The 14,469-nt window shown below is 51.2% G+C and carries 13 protein-coding genes; 12 read left to right on the top strand and 1 reads right to left on the bottom strand.

The annotated features are described in order from the left end of the window. Positions 1 to 104 precede the first annotated feature (104 nt). The 3 genes from udk to asmA all read left to right on the top strand — a co-directional run bounded on the left by udk (position 105) and on the right by asmA (position 3,299). Complete coding sequence (gene udk, locus OGY08_RS04745) at positions 105 to 746, top strand: uridine kinase (protein WP_003036776.1); 642 nt, start codon at positions 105 to 107, stop codon at positions 744 to 746. Between the two features lie 91 nt (positions 747 to 837). Beyond that, the gene (gene dcd / locus OGY08_RS04740; protein WP_003834269.1) at positions 838 to 1,419 is read left to right on the top strand and encodes a dCTP deaminase; all 582 of its coding nucleotides are present in this window, start codon (positions 838 to 840) and stop codon (positions 1,417 to 1,419) included. A gap of 26 nt (positions 1,420 to 1,445) precedes the next feature. Continuing rightward, positions 1,446 to 3,299, top strand: a complete 1,854-nt coding sequence (gene asmA, locus OGY08_RS04735; protein WP_286565774.1) for an outer membrane assembly protein AsmA — start codon at positions 1,446 to 1,448, stop codon at positions 3,297 to 3,299. Positions 3,300 to 3,343: 44 nt separating this feature from the next. On the opposite strand, the gene OGY08_RS04730 is transcribed toward asmA, so the two are convergent. After that, a complete protein-coding gene (locus OGY08_RS04730) occupies positions 3,344 to 4,927 on the bottom strand; it encodes a TerC family protein (protein ID WP_032941964.1) in 1,584 nt (527 codons plus the stop codon). A gap of 655 nt (positions 4,928 to 5,582) precedes the next feature. On the opposite strand from OGY08_RS04730, the gene OGY08_RS04725 reads away from it, so the two are divergent. From OGY08_RS04725 to wcaF, 9 genes are all read left to right on the top strand, one after another. Next, a complete protein-coding gene (locus OGY08_RS04725) occupies positions 5,583 to 6,722 on the top strand; it encodes a polysaccharide export protein (RefSeq protein WP_003834266.1) in 1,140 nt (379 codons plus the stop codon). 5 nt (positions 6,723 to 6,727) lie between these two features. Beyond that, on the top strand, positions 6,728 to 7,177 hold the full coding sequence (wzb, locus tag OGY08_RS04720; protein WP_032943935.1) for a low molecular weight protein-tyrosine-phosphatase Wzb: 450 nt from the start codon (positions 6,728 to 6,730) through the stop codon (positions 7,175 to 7,177). Beyond that, positions 7,174 to 9,336, top strand: coding sequence for a tyrosine-protein kinase Wzc (gene wzc, locus OGY08_RS04715; protein WP_125362653.1), 2,163 nt, complete (start codon positions 7,174 to 7,176; stop codon positions 9,334 to 9,336). Before wzb ends, wzc begins: the two co-directional genes overlap by 4 nt. A gap of 72 nt (positions 9,337 to 9,408) precedes the next feature. Further along, entirely contained in the window at positions 9,409 to 10,251 is an 843-nt protein-coding gene (wcaA, locus tag OGY08_RS04710; RefSeq protein WP_000206145.1) for a colanic acid biosynthesis glycosyltransferase WcaA, read from the top strand. A 2-nt stretch (positions 10,252 to 10,253) separates the two neighbouring features. Then, a complete protein-coding gene (gene wcaB, locus OGY08_RS04705) occupies positions 10,254 to 10,742 on the top strand; it encodes a colanic acid biosynthesis acetyltransferase WcaB (RefSeq protein WP_032943932.1) in 489 nt (162 codons plus the stop codon). Next, positions 10,739 to 11,956 carry a colanic acid biosynthesis glycosyltransferase WcaC gene (gene wcaC / locus OGY08_RS04700; RefSeq protein ID WP_125362652.1) on the top strand — a complete coding sequence of 406 codons (1,218 nt, stop codon included), beginning with the start codon at positions 10,739 to 10,741 and terminating at the stop codon, positions 11,954 to 11,956. The genes wcaB and wcaC overlap by 4 nt, the downstream gene beginning before the upstream one ends. Next, complete coding sequence (gene wcaD, locus OGY08_RS04695; protein WP_020996654.1) at positions 11,931 to 13,148, top strand: colanic acid polymerase WcaD; 1,218 nt, start codon at positions 11,931 to 11,933, stop codon at positions 13,146 to 13,148. Before wcaC ends, wcaD begins: the two co-directional genes overlap by 26 nt. Positions 13,149 to 13,153: 5 nt before the next feature. Next, the gene (gene wcaE, locus OGY08_RS04690) at positions 13,154 to 13,900 is read left to right on the top strand and encodes a colanic acid biosynthesis glycosyltransferase WcaE (RefSeq protein ID WP_048235020.1); all 747 of its coding nucleotides are present in this window, start codon (positions 13,154 to 13,156) and stop codon (positions 13,898 to 13,900) included. 9 nt (positions 13,901 to 13,909) lie between these two features. Further along, positions 13,910 to 14,464, top strand: a complete 555-nt coding sequence (gene wcaF, locus OGY08_RS04685; RefSeq protein WP_048235022.1) for a colanic acid biosynthesis acetyltransferase WcaF — start codon at positions 13,910 to 13,912, stop codon at positions 14,462 to 14,464. Positions 14,465 to 14,469: the final 5 nt, after the last annotated feature.

The raw sequence follows: 14,469 nt of genomic DNA, 5'->3' as shown, positions 1-14,469 counted from the left end.
TGCAGCCTGGGGTGGCATCGCGCCTCTGAAATCCCTATAATTGCCGCGTTTGGCGTTTCGGCGCCGCCCTTCCTTACATCCAGGTTAATCAGGTCGCTAAATTTATGACTGATCAGTCCCATCAGTGCGTCATTATCGGCATTGCCGGCGCATCGGCTTCCGGCAAGAGCCTTATTGCCAGTACTCTTTATCGCGAATTGCGTGAACAAGTCGGTGACGAACATATTGGCGTTATTCCCGAAGACAGCTATTACAAAGATCAAAGCCATCTGTCGATGGAAGAACGCGTAAAAACCAACTACGACCATCCGAACGCGATGGATCACAGCCTGCTGTTTCAACATCTGCAAACGCTGAAACGCGGCTCTGCCATTGAGCTGCCGGTTTATAGCTATGTTGAGCACACGCGTACGCAAGACACTATTCATATCGAACCGAAGAAAGTCATTATCCTGGAAGGCATTTTGCTGCTGACGGATGCGCGTTTGCGCGATGAGATGAACTTTTCTATTTTTGTTGATACGCCGCTGGATATTTGTCTGATGCGCCGTATCAAGCGGGATGTGAATGAACGTGGTCGTTCAATGGATTCGGTGATGGCGCAATACCAGAAAACCGTCCGTCCAATGTTCCTGCAATTTATTGAGCCTTCAAAGCAATACGCCGACATCATTGTGCCGCGCGGGGGTAAAAACCGCATCGCCATCGATATTCTGAAGGCTAAAATCAGTCAGTTCTTTGAATAAGTTCAGCGAATTGTGTACCGTTCAGTGATAACCTGGTTCACCCTTAACGCACCTGGCATTAAGGGTTTGAAGCACGAAAGGAGAAAGTGCCATGCGTTTATGTGACCGAGATATTGAAGCCTGGTTGGATGAAGGTCGCCTGTCGATCACTCCACGCCCTCCTGTCGAGCGAATCAATGGCGCCACGGTAGATGTGCGTCTTGGCAACAAATTCCGTACGTTCCGCGGTCATACGGCGGCGTATATCGATTTGAGCGGACCGAAAGATGAAGTCAGCGCCGCGCTGGATCGCGTGATGAGTGATGAAATCGTCCTCAAGGACGGCGAGGCATTCTTCTTGCATCCGGGTGAGCTTGCGCTGGCAGTAACATTCGAATCCGTGACGTTGCCTTCCGATCTCGTCGGTTGGTTAGATGGCCGTTCTTCGCTGGCTCGTCTGGGACTGATGGTACACGTCACCGCACACCGTATCGATCCGGGCTGGTCTGGCTGTATCGTACTGGAGTTTTACAACTCCGGAAAATTACCCCTGGCTCTGCGTCCGGGCATGCCGATTGGCGCGTTAAGTTTCGAACCGCTTTCCGGTCCGGCAGCGCGACCATACAACCGTCGTCAGGATGCGAAGTATCGCGACCAGCAGGGCGCCGTTGCCAGCCGGATCGATAAAGACTGAGTGTTTATCAGTCCATTGGGGATAGCATGAGACGATTTCTGACGACGCTGATGATTCTTCTGGTCGTGCTGGTGGCCGGCTTTTCTGCGTTAGTACTGTTGGTGAATCCGAATGATTTCCGCGCGTATATGGTCAAGCAGGTTGCCGCACGTAGCGGGTATCAGCTGCAGTTGGATGGCCCCCTGCGTTGGCACGTATGGCCGCAACTGAGTATCCTCTCAGGGCGAGTGGTGTTAACAGCTGAAGGCGCCAGCGAGCCTCTGGTTCGTGCCGACAATATGCGTCTTGACGTTGCGTTATGGCCGCTGTTGAGCCACCAGCTCAGCGTGAAGCAGGTGATGCTCAAAGGCGCAGTGATTCAACTGACCCCGCAAACTGAGGCGGTGCGTGGTAAAGATGCGCCCGTTGCCCCAAAAGACAATATGTTGCCCGATCTGGCGGAAGACAAAGGATGGTCGTTTGATATCGCCCGTCTGCGCGTTGCCGACAGTGTTCTGGTATTCCAGCATGAAGACGACGAACAAGTTACCGTTCGTGATATTCGTCTGGAGATGGAACAAGATAGCCAGCACCGCGGCACGTTTGATTTTTCCGGGCGTGTGAACCGCGATCAGCGCGATCTCGCGTTATCCTTTAACGGTACGGTCGATGCCTCCGATTATCCGCACAACTTATCTGCGAATATCGAGCAGTTAAGCTGGCAATTGCAGGGGGCCGATCTGCCGCCTCAGGGGATCAACGGTCAGGGACATCTTCAGGCGCAATGGCTGGAAGAGAAAAAACAACTTTCGTTTAGCCAGATAAATTTGACCGCCAATGACTCTTCGTTCTCCGGGCAAGCGCATGTATCCTTGTTGGAAAAACCGGAATGGGCCGTCGACTTAAAATTTGGTCAGCTCAATCTGGATAACCTGCTCGTACAGCATGACGCAGCGGCGACAGCAAAAGGTGACGTTCAGCAAGGTCAGAGTCAGTCAACGCTGGCGCGCCCCGTCATTGCTTCCCAGGTTGATGCCGTTTCGTATCAGGGACTCAAGGGTTTTTCGGCAGACATCGCTTTGCAGGCTGACAAAGTGCTGTGGCGGAAAATGGCGTTTGAGAATGTTTCGGCAAAAATTGACAACCAGTTCGGCTTACTGAACATTGCGCAGTTGCAGGGAAAAAGTGATGGCGGGCTGATCTCACTGCCCGGCACGCTGGATGCCAGAAAGGGAGAACCGCGAGCGGTCTTTCATCCGCGTCTGGAAGGTGTGGAAATTGGCACGATTCTGAAGGCCTTTGATTACCCCATCGCACTCACCGGCAAGCTGTCGCTGGCGGGAGATTTTTCCGGCTCAGATATTGATGCCCAGACGTTTCGCCATAGCTGGCAAGGGCAGGCCCATGTCGAAATGAACGATACGCGAATGGAAGGGATGAACTTCCAGCAGATGATTCAACAGGCTGTAGAACGCAGCGGTGGGGATGTTAAATCTCAGCAAAACCTCGATAACGCGACCCGGTTGGATCATTTTGTAACCGATATGACGCTGGATAACGGTGAGGTGACGCTGGATAACATGGCAGGGGAGTCCGCGATGTTGGCGCTAACCGGCAAAGGAACGTTAGATCTGGTAAAGCAGAATTGCGACACGCTGTTTAACATTCGCGTGCTGGGCGGTTGGGATGGCGAAAGTAAGTTGATTAGTTTCCTGAAGGCCACCCCGGTTCCTCTCAGGGTCTATGGCCAGTGGCAATCACTGAACTACAGTCTGCAAGTTGATCAGCTTTTGCGTAAGCATCTGCAGGATGAAGCAAAACGTCGTCTGAATGACTGGGCAGATCGCAATAAAGATTCCCGCAACGGCAAAGATGTTAAAAAGTTGCTGGATAAGCTCTGATTCATATTGCCGGATGGTGGCTAATGCCCCATCCGGCTCGTGACTTACACCTCGTAATCCATCTCTTCTTCACCGTGTAGCGGTATCAGCTGGACCTTTTGCACGCGATGATTTTCCACCTGCAGGGTTTTCAGTCGGTAGTCGCCAACCTGAACTTCCTCCCCGGTTTTTGGGATACGCTGCAAATACTCCATTAACAGCCCGGCAATGGTGTGATACTCACGCTTATCGTCTAACGGGATAGGCACGTACTGCACCAGGTCTTCCAGTGGCATATGTCCGTTAGCGGTCCACGAACCATCGGCGTTTTTCTGAATATCATGGCGGGCGTCGATTTCCTCTACCTCGTTTGGCAGATTGCCGGCGATGGTTTCCATCACATCACTCAGCGTCACAATCCCTTCGACGGAACCAAATTCATCGGCTACAAACGCGAAGTGCGTGCGGGCATTACGGAACTGCTCAAGCGCCGGAAGCAGCGGCAAGGTCTCCGGGAACACCAGCGGCTGGCGAATCAATACACGCAGGTCGAGCGGTTCGCCGCGCAGAGACTGTTGCAGCAAATCGATGACATGCACCACGCCCAGCAGTTCCTCCTGCTCGTCTTCGCCAGTGACCACCAGACGCGTATGCTGGTTTTTTTCCAGTAAGGCGCGGATTTCTGCTTCGGGCGCATTGAGGTCGATATGTTCAATATCGTGGCGCGAGGTCATGATACTGCTGACGGTACGCTGATTGAAGTTCAGCACACGTTCAATCATCCGCCGCTCCTGAGGCGCAAAAATCTGACCTTCATGATGATCCGCCAGCATCGCCGCGGTTTCGGCATCCAGTTCAGCATCTTCTTTTTGCCCGCTCAGCAGCCGCATTACCGCCTCGGCGGTGCGCTGGCGCAGAGTATGGTTGGCTGAGAGGAAGCGACGACGGTTAAAGATAGCCAACTGGTTCAATGCTTCGATCATGACCGAGAAGCCGATGGCCGCGTACAGGTAACCTTTCGGGATATGGAAACCAAACCCTTCGGCCACCAGACTGAAACCAATCATCAGCAGGAAGCTCAGACACAGAATAACAATAGTTGGATGGCTGTTAACAAAGCGCGTCAGCGACTTGCTGGCCAGCAACATCAGGCTGATGGCAATAATGACTGCCGCCATCATCACCGCCAGGTGATCAACCATGCCAACAGCGGTAATGACGGAATCCAGAGAGAAGATGGCGTCCAGCACCACGATCTGCGCGACCACACCCCAGAACTTAGCGCCTTTACGCTGGGTGGGGTTATCGCTGTCTTTCCCTTCCAGCCGTTCGTTGAGCTCCATAGTGGCTTTAAACAGCAGGAAGAAACCACCGAACAGCATGATCAGATCGCGGGCGCTGAAGCTGAGATCGCGAATGCTGAACAGCGGCGTGGTCAGCGTTACCAGCCAGGATATTGATGCCAGCAGCAGCAGGCGCATAACCATTGCCAGCAGTAGCCCGGTAATACGCGCCTTATCCCGCTGGGCAGGAGGTAGTTTCTCCGCGAGGATGGCAATAAAAACAAGATTATCAATGCCAAGAACAAGTTCGATCACGATTAACGTGACCAGTCCGGCCCAGATTGACGGATCGGCAATCCATTCCATAGTAAATGCTATACCCATAGTTGTATGACAATTGTCACAATTCGATCATGGGTAAAACTGGCGAAAAATGCAATGGCGAGAAGGGATTTCTCTGTCGGTTATATCAGAACTGATGCAGGATAATAGCCTTAATGTAACTACAGGAAATGATTTTATTAATCTAAATATATTTAGGAAATATCGCAGGTGGAGTATTTCTATATCAATGTTGTCAATATCAATAAAATCCTAAAAATATATAAATCCGACGCTTAATATTAATCTTAAAAGCCAGGTATCGGCGGTTTGTTATCTTGCCTGATATTCGCATAGCTGCAACAATTCTTGCGGTAATAATCAAAAGATAAATATTTCCTCATCAATCAGTGGCGCCATTCCCGATGCGTTAACGCTGTAAATGTGATGAAAATAAAGGAGAAGATAAAAATTTAAATTAATCAGTGCATTGGTAGCTAGTGAAGCCAGGGGCGGTAGCGTGTCTGGTCGCCTGAAACAAGCCTAAATTATTCTGTCAAGAGACCGCAGATGAATTCATTTTTTTTAGGACTGATGCCAGTTAAATTCCATTTCAATTAACGGCAAGGTAAATACGTACAGGCGAAGTCGCTATTTAGATTGCATGTGATAAATACTCTGCCAAAGTGATAAATAATCAATGATGAAATCCAAACTTAAATTGATGCCAGTATTGGTATCGGTGATCTTGATAAACGGTTGTACCGTGCTTCCGGGCAGCAATATGTCTACGATGGGCAAAGATGTGATTAAACAGCAGGACGCTGATTTTGATATCGATCGCATGGTGAATGTTTATCCACTCACGCCACGGCTGGTCGAACAATTACGTCCTCGACCAAATGTTGCACAGCCTAATATGTCGCTGGACCAGGAGATTTCCGGATATCAGTACCGGGTAGGCCCGGGGGATGTCCTGAATGTGACCGTCTGGGACCATCCTGAACTCACCACGCCAGCCGGGCAGTACCGTAGCTCAAGCGATACCGGCAACTGGGTGCAGCCTGATGGCACCATGTTTTACCCCTACATCGGCAAAGTCAGCGTGGTGGGAAAAACGTTGGCAGAGATTCGTAGTGATATTACCGGGCGCTTAGCGAAGTACATTGCTGACCCGCAGGTGGACGTTAATATCGCCGCTTTCCGCTCGCAGAAGGCCTATGTCTCCGGGCAGGTGAACAAATCCGGCCAGCAGGCCATCACCAACGTGCCGCTTACCGTTCTCGATGCCATTAACGCCGCTGGCGGTCTCACCGAGGCAGCAGACTGGCGCAACGTTGTGCTGACTCATAAAGGGCAGGAGCAACGTATTTCACTGCAAGCGCTGATGCAAAATGGCGACCTGAGCCAGAACCGGCTGCTCTATCCTGGCGACATTCTGTTTGTTCCGCGTAATGACGATCTGAAAGTCTTCGTAATGGGCGAAGTGAAAAAACAGAGCACCCTCAAAATGGACTTCAGTGGCATGACGCTTACCGAAGCGCTGGGCAATGCCGAAGGTATTGACCTGACCACCTCCAATGCCAGCGGCATTTTCGTTATTCGACCATTGAAAGGCGAGGGCGGGAACAACGGCAAGATCGCCAATATCTATCAGCTTGATATGTCCGATGCGACGTCGCTGGTGATGGCGACGTCATTCCGACTCCAGCCATACGATGTGGTGTACGTCACTACCGCACCGGTTGCTCGCTGGAACCGTTTGATCAATCAGTTGCTGCCGACTATTAGCGGTGTTCGCTATATGACGGACACGGCCAGCGACCTTCACAACTGGTAATCATCATGTTTAACAAAATCTTAGTTGTCTGTGTGGGGAACATTTGTCGTTCCCCGATGGCAGAGCGCTTATTAAGGCAATTTCATCCGGCGTTAACGGTCTCTTCAGCCGGTCTTGGGGCGCTGGTGGGGAAAGGCGCGGATCCGTGTGCTATTAGCGTGGCGCAGGCGCACAACCTGTCACTGGATAATCATTGTGCCCGGCAGATCTCGGGACGAATGTGCCGGGAGTATGACCTGATCCTGACCATGGAGAAGCGCCATATCTCTGCCCTGTGTGAAATGGTACCGGAGATGCGCGGCAAAGTGATGCTTTTTGGGCACTGGGACAGCGAGCGCGAAATTCCCGATCCGTATCGTAAAAGCCGTGATGCGTTTGACGCGGTGTACGCATTACTTGAACGGTCTGCCCGCCAATGGGCTCAGGCACTGAACGCAGAGCAGGGAAAACAATGACAGAAAAAGTTAAACAGTCTGCTGCGCCGGTAACGGGCAATGATGAAATCGATATTGGTCGTCTGGTAGCAACGGTAGTGGAAGCCCGCTGGTGGGTTCTTGGCATTACCGCGGGCTTTGCATTGTGTGCCGCGGTCTACACGCTGTTCGCCACACCTATCTACAGTGCGGACGCGCTGGTGCAAATTGAGCAAAATACCGGAAATTCACTGGTGCAGGATATTGGCTCGGCGTTGTCGAACAAACCGCCGGCCTCGGAAGCGGAAATTCAGCTCATTCAGTCGCGACTGGTATTAGGGAAAACGGTAGACGATCTTAACCTCGATATCGCCGTTACCAAAGATACATTCCCTATTTTTGGCGCGGGCTGGGACCGGCTGATGGGGCGTCAGAACGAAACGGTTAATGTGACCACCTTCACGCTGCCAAAGGCAATGAATGAACAGACCTTCACGCTCAATGTGCTGAATGACACAAGCTATCAACTGGTGAGTGACGGGGGTTTTAGCGCCCGGGGGCAAGTCGGCAAGGTGTTGGAACACGATGGCGTGACGATGCTGGTTGAGGCGATTCATGCCAGCCCGGAGAGCCAATTTACCGTCAGCAAATTCTCCACGCTGGGCATGATAAACACCCTGCAAAATAACCTGATGGTGACGGAAACGGGCAAAGACACCGGCGTATTGAGCCTGACCTTTACCGGCGAAGACCGCGAGCAAATCCGCCAGATCCTCGACAGTATTACCCGCAACTATCTGCAACAAAACGTGGAACGTAAATCTGAAGAGGCCGCCAAAAGTCTGGCGTTTCTGGCAAAGCAACTGCCTGAGGTGCGTAATCGGCTGGACGTGGCTGAAAACAAGCTGAACGCCTTTCGTCAGGATAAAGACTCCGTGGATTTGCCGCTGGAAGCCAAAGCGGTGCTGGATTCGATGGTGAATATCGATGCGCAGCTGAATGAACTGACCTTCAAAGAAGCGGAGATTTCCAAGCTGTTCACCAAAGCGCATCCGGCGTACCGCACGCTGCTGGAAAAACGCCAGGCGCTGGAAGATGAGAAAAGTAAGCTGAACGGGCGCGTAACGGCGATGCCTAAAACGCAGCAGGAAATTGTTCGTCTGACGCGTGATGTGGAGTCCGGTCAGCAGGTCTATATGCAGTTGCTGAACAAGCAACAGGAACTGAAGATTACCGAGGCCAGTACGGTTGGCGATGTGCGCATTGTCGATCCCGCGATTGCCCAGCCTGGCGTGCTGAAGCCGAAAACGGCGCTGATTATTCTCGGCAGTATCATTCTTGGTTTGATGCTTTCTGTGGTGGGCGTACTGCTGCGTTCTCTGTTTAATCGCGGTATTGAAAGCCCCCAGGCGCTGGAAGAGCATGGTATCAGCGTGTATGCCAGTATTCCGTTGTCTGAATGGCAAAAAGCGCGTGATAACGTTCAGACCATTAAAGGTGTGAAACGCTACAAGCAAAGCCAGCTGTTGGCCGTGGGGAATCCAACGGATCTCGCCATAGAAGCGGTCCGCAGCCTGCGTACCAGTCTGCACTTTGCCATGATGCAGGCGCGTAACAACGTATTGATGCTGACCGGCGTCAGCCCGTCGATTGGTAAAACGTTTGTCTGCGCCAACCTGGCGGCAGTCATCAGCCAGACCAACAAACGCGTGCTGTTGATCGACTGCGATATGCGCAAAGGCTATACCCACGAACTGCTGGGGACCAATAACGTCAACGGCCTGTCTGAGATCCTGATTGGTAAGGGGGATATCTCATCCAGCGCCAAACCGACATCGATTCCGCATTTTGATCTGATCCCTCGCGGTCAAGTCCCTCCCAATCCTTCCGAGCTGTTGATGAGCGAGCGTTTCGGCGAACTGATTGCCTGGGCCAGCTCGCACTATGACCTGGTGCTGATTGACACCCCACCAATTCTGGCGGTGACCGACGCGGCGATTGTTGGCCGTCATGTCGGCACCACGCTGATGGTGGCGCGTTATGCGGTCAACACGCTGAAAGAGGTGGAAACCAGCCTGAGTCGCTTCGAGCAAAATGGCATCCAGGTGAAAGGGGTGATCCTCAACTCGATATTCCGCCGTGCCAGCGGGTATCAGGATTACGGCTACTACGAATACGAATATACGTCGGATGCGAAATAAATCACCAACCCTGCCGGATGCGGCGAAAACGCCTTATCCGGCCTACAAAAGCGTATCTATCCGGAAACGAAAATGACGACAGAAAACCCGCTAATTTCAATTTATATGCCAACCTGGAACCGCCAGCAGCTGGCCATTCGGGCGATTAAATCGGTGTTGCGCCAGGACTACCCTCACTGGGAGATGATCATTGTGGATGATTGCTCTTCATCATATGAGCAGTTGCAGCAGTTTGTTGAGGAACTCAACGATCCGCGTGTGTCGTATACGCATAATTCCACCAACTCCGGGGCCTGCGCGGTGCGTAATCAGGCCATTATGCAGGCCAACGGGCAATACATTACGGGGATTGATGATGATGATGAATGGACGCCGAACCGCCTGAGCGTGTTCCTGCAGTATCGGCATCAACTGGTCACACGGGCGTTTCTGTATGCCAATGACTATGTCTGTGAGGGCGAAGTGTATTCGCAGCCGACCAGTCTGCCGCTCTATCCGAAATCTGTTTATTCGCGCCGCAGGTTTTATAAACGCAACATCATTGGTAATCAGGTATTTACCTGGGCATGGCGGTTTAAAGCATGCCTGTTCGATACCACGCTGAAAGCGGCGCAGGATTACGACATCTTCCTGCGCATGGTGGTGGCGTATGGCAAACCGTGGAAGGTCAAAGAGGCGACGCAGATCCTGCATGTGAATCACGGTGAAATGCGTATTACCTCATCGCCGAATAAATTCTCCGGTTACTTTCAGTTTTACCGCAAGCACAAAGGCAAATTTGACCGGGCCAGCAAGAAATATCAGCTGTTTACCCTCTATCAGATCCGCAATAAAAGGATGAACTGGCGCACGCTGCTGACGCTGCTTTCTGTTCGTAACAGTAAGCGTCTGGCCGACGGACTGCGAGGACGCTAATTATGCTGGAAGATTTACGCGCGAACGGCTGGAGTCTGCGCCCCTGCTGCATGGTGGCGGCCTATCGGATTGCCCATTTTTGCTCCGTCTGGCGTAAAAAAAATATCATAAACAACCTGTGGGCTGCCCCGGTGCTGGTGATGTATCGCCTTATCACCGAATGCCTGTTTGGCTATGAAATTCAGGCTGCTGCATCAATCGGTCGTCGTTTCACCATCCATCATGGTTATGGGGTGGTTATCAACAAACACGTGGTGGCGGGGGATGATTTTACCCTACGCCACGGCGTCACTATCGGCAATCTTGGTGCCAACGATCCATCCTGTCCGGTCATCGGTAACGGCGTTGAGTTGGGGGCCAATGTCACTCTGCTCGGCGACGTTGCTATTGGCGATAACGTGACGATTGGCGCGGGGAGCGTCGTGGTGGATAGCGTTCCGGACAATACGCTGGTCGTGGGCGAGAAGGCACGGGTGAAGGTAATAAAATGAAGATATTACAGTTTAATGTGCGACTCGCAGAAGGTGGGGCGGCAGGTGTGGCGTTAGATTTGCATCTTCGCGCGCTAGAAAAAGGGCTGTCGTCACGGTTTGTCTATGGCTATGGCAAAGGTGGTAAAAAAAGCGCCAGTCATGCGAATTACCCGCAGGTTATCAAATATACGCCGCGCCTGACGTCGGCGGCGAACATTGCGCTGTTTCGTTTCGCGAACCGCGACATGTTTGGCAATCTCAACAAGTTATACCGTGAAGTTACCCGCACCAGCGGCCCACTGGTACTGCATTTTCATGTGTTGCACAGCTACTGGTTGAACCTGGAAGAGGTGGTGGCCTTTTGTCAAAAAGTGAAGACGCATAAACCGGATATCACCTTCGTCTGGACCCTGCACGATCACTGGAGCGTGACCGGGCGCTGTGCCTTTACCGATGGCTGCGAAGGCTGGAGAACGGGCTGTCAGAAATGCCCAACGCTCAGCAACTATCCGCCGGTAAAAGTCGATAAAGCCCATCAGCAGTTGCCCGGTAAGCGGCAGATGTTCCGTGCCATGCTGGCGCTGGGCTGCCAGTTTATCTCGCCCAGTCAACATGTGGCCGACGCATTCAACAGCCTGTATGGCGTGGGATGCTGCCGCGTTATCAATAATGGCATTGATGTGGCAACCGAAGCCATTCTTGCCGAACTACCCGCGATGCCTGCGGAGAGCGGTCGGCCGAAAATTGCCGTGGTGGCTCATGACCTGCGCTATGACGGCAAAACCAGTCAACAACTGGTGCGAGCGATTAGCGCGCTTGGGGACAAAATTGAGCTGCATACCTTCGGCAAATTTTCGCCATTTGCGGGAGATAACGTCATCAACCACGGTTTTGAGAGCGATAAGCGCACGTTGATGAGTGCTCTTAACCAGATGGATGGACTGGTGTTCAGCTCCCGTGTCGATAACTACCCGCTGATTTTGTGTGAAGCGCTTTCCATCGGCGTACCGGTAATTGCCACGCACAGCGATGCCGCGCAGGAAGTGCTGGCCAAATCAGGCGGCAAAACGTTCAGCGAAGCGGACGTATTGCAGCTGGTGCAGCTGAAAAAATCAGACATTGCGCAGGCGGTATTTGACACGTCCCTTACCGCGTTCAGTCAGCGCAGTCGGGTGGCATTCAGTGGGCAACAGATGCTGGAGGAATATGTCTCGTTCTATCAGAATCTGTAGCTATCTGGTGCTTCCGCTGCTTTATCTGCTGGTTAACGTCAAACTTGCCCAGCTTGGCGAGAGCTTCCCGATAACCATCGTCACGTTCTTGCCCGTTCTGCTGTTGCTGTTTGTCGAGCGCATCAATATCAAAAAATTAATGATTGCGCTGGGCGTAGGGGGCGGGCTGACGGCGTTTAACTACCTGTTCGGCCAATCACTGGATGCAAGCAAGTACGTAACGTCAGCGATGCTGTTTGTTTATACCGTGGTGATTATTGGCATGGTGTGGAGTATTCGCTTCAAAACCATTTCACCGCATAACTACATTAAGATTTTGCGTTTTTTCTGGCTGGTGGTGGGACTGGTGGTGGGGTTAGCTGCGGTTGAAATGGCACAGATAATTCTCAGCGGCGGCAGCAGTTTAATGGAAGTTATTTCGAAATATCTTATTTACAGTAACAGCTATGTTCTGAACTTTATTAAGTTTGGTGGGAAACGTACCACTGCGCTCTATTTCGAACCGGCATTCTTCGCTCTGGCGTTAATCTCAATTTGGCTCAGCATCAAACAGTTTGGTATCAAAACACCTAAGTCCGATGCTATGATTCTGGCAGGGATAATATTATCAGGATCTTTTTCAGGGGTAATGACGTTTATTTTGTTTTATCTCCTGGAGTGGGCGTTCCAGTACCTGAATAAGGATGCGATAAAAAAGAAGCTACCGCTGGCGATAATCTCATTAAGCGTGTTTTTAGTTGGGGTGATATTTGCTTTTCCGTACATAGCAACGCGGCTTGGTGATTTAGGAACTGAAGGTTCGTCATCGTATTATCGTATCGTAGGGCCATTAGTGATGGTCGGTTATTCGTTACTTAACGTTGATGGCGTAGTGAGATTTGGCTCACTTTATGAATACGTTGCGTCATTCGGAATTTTTAACGGTGCAGATGTCGGTAAAACAATAGACAATGGTTTGTATCTGCTGATTATTTATTTTTCATGGTTCGCGGTGATATTAGCCCTGTGGTACATGGGGAAGGTCATGAAAATGATGATCAATGCGTTTGGCGATAATCAGAATTATCGGGTGCAGCTTTATCTTTTTACACCGTTGTCACTGTTTTTTACAGGTTCAGTATTTAGTCCGGAATACGCATTTTTAATTGTGTGTCCGTTTATATTGCGCAAGGCGCTGAATATCGCGAGGTAACTCACATGCTGCTCAGTATCATTACCGTCGCCTTTCGCAATCTGGAAGGGATCGTCAAAACTCACGCATCGCTGGCACATCTGGCGCAAGCGGGTGATATCAGTTTTGAGTGGATTGTTGTTGATGGCGGCTCCTCGGATGGTACGTCGGCGTTTCTTGAAGGGCTTAGTGGGGAACACCGGTTACGGTTTGTCAGCGAGCCGGATAACGGCATCTATGATGCGATGAACAAAGGCATCGCGATGGCGCGCGGACGGTTCGCGCTGTTCCTCAACTCCGGGGATATTTTGCATGCGGACGCGGCACATTTTATCCGCCAGCTAAAAATGCAGAGCGACCAAACCATGGTCATTGGCGATGCGTTGCTGGATTTCGGCAATGGCAACAAAATTAAGCGCCGGGCAAAACCGGGTTGGTATATTTATCACAGCCTGCCCGCCAGTCATCAGGCGATATTCTTTCCGCTCTCAGGACTGAATGTCTGGCATTATGATTTGCAATATAAAATATCGTCTGATTACGCGTTGGCAGCCCAATTATACAAGTCCGGTTACGCTTTTAAAAAGTTGAACGGGTTGGTATCGGAGTTTTCTATGGGCGGAGTGTCAACGACGAATAATCTGGAATTGTGTCGGGATGCCAAAAAAGTACAGCGCCAGATATTACACATGCCAGGTTTTTGGACCGGTTTGTCAGAGTATTTACGTCTGCGCACAACCGCTAAAACAAAAACCTTATATGGGAAAACGTAAGGGCATATTATGCAGGACTTAAGCGGATTTAAAGTGCCTGGAGGTTTTCGCGGTGGTGGTGCTATTAAAGTGCAATTATGGTGGGCGGTGCAAGCAACATTATTTCGCTGGTCACCGCAGGTCATGTATCGCTGGCGTGCGTTTTTATTACGAATGTTTGGTGCAAAAATAGGAAAAAACGTAGTCATTCGGCCTTCAGTAAAAATTACTTATCCGTGGAAATTAACCCTGGGAGATTATGCCTGGGTGGGTGACGACGCGGTTTTATATACGTTAGGTGATATTACGATTGGCGCCCATGCAGTTATTTCGCAAAAAAGTTATTTATGCACCGGGAGTCATGATTATGCCAGTCAACATTTTGATATTAACGCCACGCCGATTGTGGTTGGCGCTAAATGCTGGCTCGCGACAGATGTCTTTGTCGCGCCTGGCGTGACGATTGGCGATGGCACCGTCGTTGGAGCACGAAGCAGCGTATTTAAATCGCTGCCAGCAAATGTCATTTGTCGGGGAAATCCCGCAGTAGTCACGCGCGAACGCGTCGAGAAAGTTACTCCCTGAGGGGA

It is taken from the genome of Citrobacter sp. Cpo069 (genome assembly GCF_030332785.1).
In the GTDB taxonomy this organism is placed as follows: domain Bacteria; phylum Pseudomonadota; class Gammaproteobacteria; order Enterobacterales; family Enterobacteriaceae; genus Citrobacter; species Citrobacter portucalensis.
This window is presented reverse-complemented; position numbering and strand designations above follow the sequence as displayed.

What these genes read in the sequence shown, in the direction of transcription:
- udk (WP_003036776.1), top strand. Translation starts at nt 105, where the DNA reads ATGACTGATCAGTCCCATCAGTGCGTCATTATCGGCATTGCCGGCGCA.
- dcd (WP_003834269.1), top strand. Translation starts at nt 838, where the DNA reads ATGCGTTTATGTGACCGAGATATTGAAGCCTGGTTGGATGAAGGTCGC.
- asmA (WP_286565774.1), top strand. Translation starts at nt 1,446, where the DNA reads ATGAGACGATTTCTGACGACGCTGATGATTCTTCTGGTCGTGCTGGTG.
- OGY08_RS04730 (WP_032941964.1), bottom strand. Translation starts at nt 4,927, where the DNA reads ATGGAATGGATTGCCGATCCGTCAATCTGGGCCGGACTGGTCACGTTA.
- OGY08_RS04725 (WP_003834266.1), top strand. Translation starts at nt 5,583, where the DNA reads ATGATGAAATCCAAACTTAAATTGATGCCAGTATTGGTATCGGTGATC.
- wzb (WP_032943935.1), top strand. Translation starts at nt 6,728, where the DNA reads ATGTTTAACAAAATCTTAGTTGTCTGTGTGGGGAACATTTGTCGTTCC.
- wzc (WP_125362653.1), top strand. Translation starts at nt 7,174, where the DNA reads ATGACAGAAAAAGTTAAACAGTCTGCTGCGCCGGTAACGGGCAATGAT.
- wcaA (WP_000206145.1), top strand. Translation starts at nt 9,409, where the DNA reads ATGACGACAGAAAACCCGCTAATTTCAATTTATATGCCAACCTGGAAC.
- wcaB (WP_032943932.1), top strand. Translation starts at nt 10,254, where the DNA reads ATGCTGGAAGATTTACGCGCGAACGGCTGGAGTCTGCGCCCCTGCTGC.
- wcaC (WP_125362652.1), top strand. Translation starts at nt 10,739, where the DNA reads ATGAAGATATTACAGTTTAATGTGCGACTCGCAGAAGGTGGGGCGGCA.
- wcaD (WP_020996654.1), top strand. Translation starts at nt 11,931, where the DNA reads ATGTCTCGTTCTATCAGAATCTGTAGCTATCTGGTGCTTCCGCTGCTT.
- wcaE (WP_048235020.1), top strand. Translation starts at nt 13,154, where the DNA reads ATGCTGCTCAGTATCATTACCGTCGCCTTTCGCAATCTGGAAGGGATC.
- wcaF (WP_048235022.1), top strand. Translation starts at nt 13,910, where the DNA reads ATGCAGGACTTAAGCGGATTTAAAGTGCCTGGAGGTTTTCGCGGTGGT.